The 956-nt window shown below is 43.6% G+C and carries 1 protein-coding gene; it reads left to right on the plus strand.

Going from position 1 to position 956, the window contains the following annotated elements:
• The first annotated feature begins 113 nt into the window (after nt 1–113).
• Nucleotides 114–917, plus strand: a complete 804-nt coding sequence (locus tag A3735_RS20225; RefSeq protein WP_068508465.1) for a hypothetical protein — start codon at nt 114–116, stop codon at nt 915–917.
• Nucleotides 918–956 lie beyond the last annotated feature (39 nt).

The raw sequence follows: 956 nt of genomic DNA on the forward strand, positions 1-956 counted from the left end.
GCTTTTTCTGGCCATTATTTCACCAACTACTTAGGTGGCTGTATATATTTTAATAAGCCATTAATGATTCAGAGTACCTTAATAAGATAAAGATCGACTATCCCGGGGGAAGTATGACTAAGCATAATGAGCAAATAGCAAAATCCAGACTTGGGCGCTTATTAGTAAACCGCGGTTATATTAGCGAAGCGCAACTTGATCAAGCACTTCAGCTTCAAGCCTCCGAGAACATGATGCTTGGTGAGGTCTTAATTAAGCAAGGCTGGATTAGTGAGAAAGAGCTAAATAGAACACTTAAGCATCAGTCTCGTTACCGTTACACTGCAGCATTTGTTGCTTTGGCTGCGGCGCCGTTTCAACCGATGCTTGCTATGGCTGCGAGTCCCGCTGCAGCTTTACCAATTAATAACACCAGTAGCGCTGAGCTAACACGAGAACAGTTAGGTAAGTTTGGCGGCATGCAGATGCTTGATGACGAAGCTTTGGCAGGTGTTAATGCCCAAGGGTTCGGTCCAATACCAGGTATGGGGCTTAGCATCGGTCAGAATGCTGACGGAGCGGTTGCCGGTTTTCAGCATAAATATAACGACGAAGATGAATATGAAGAGCCGAAGGATGAGCAAGTGGCTTATGAGTTAGCGGACAGTGTATTAACCATGGCAGGTGTTGGTCCGATATCTAACCTGATTGAAGCAGATATTTCTATTGAGGGTTTGAAATACCAGGAAGGAAGAGGGCCTATAGAAATTACTGACGAAGGCGGTATAAAAATATATATGCCGACAGAAATTGCTCGAATTAGCATGGAGAATATTCGAGTTAAAGGAAATACTAGCGGCCCAACTATGGGAAGCATTTACATGTCTGATATCAAGTATCATCCAGATTCCAGCTACACAATTACCGCGAGAAACTAAGCCCTCTACGTTGTTATACATAAAAAAACAGGCGCGAGC

It is taken from the genome of Oleiphilus sp. HI0061 (assembly GCF_001635675.1).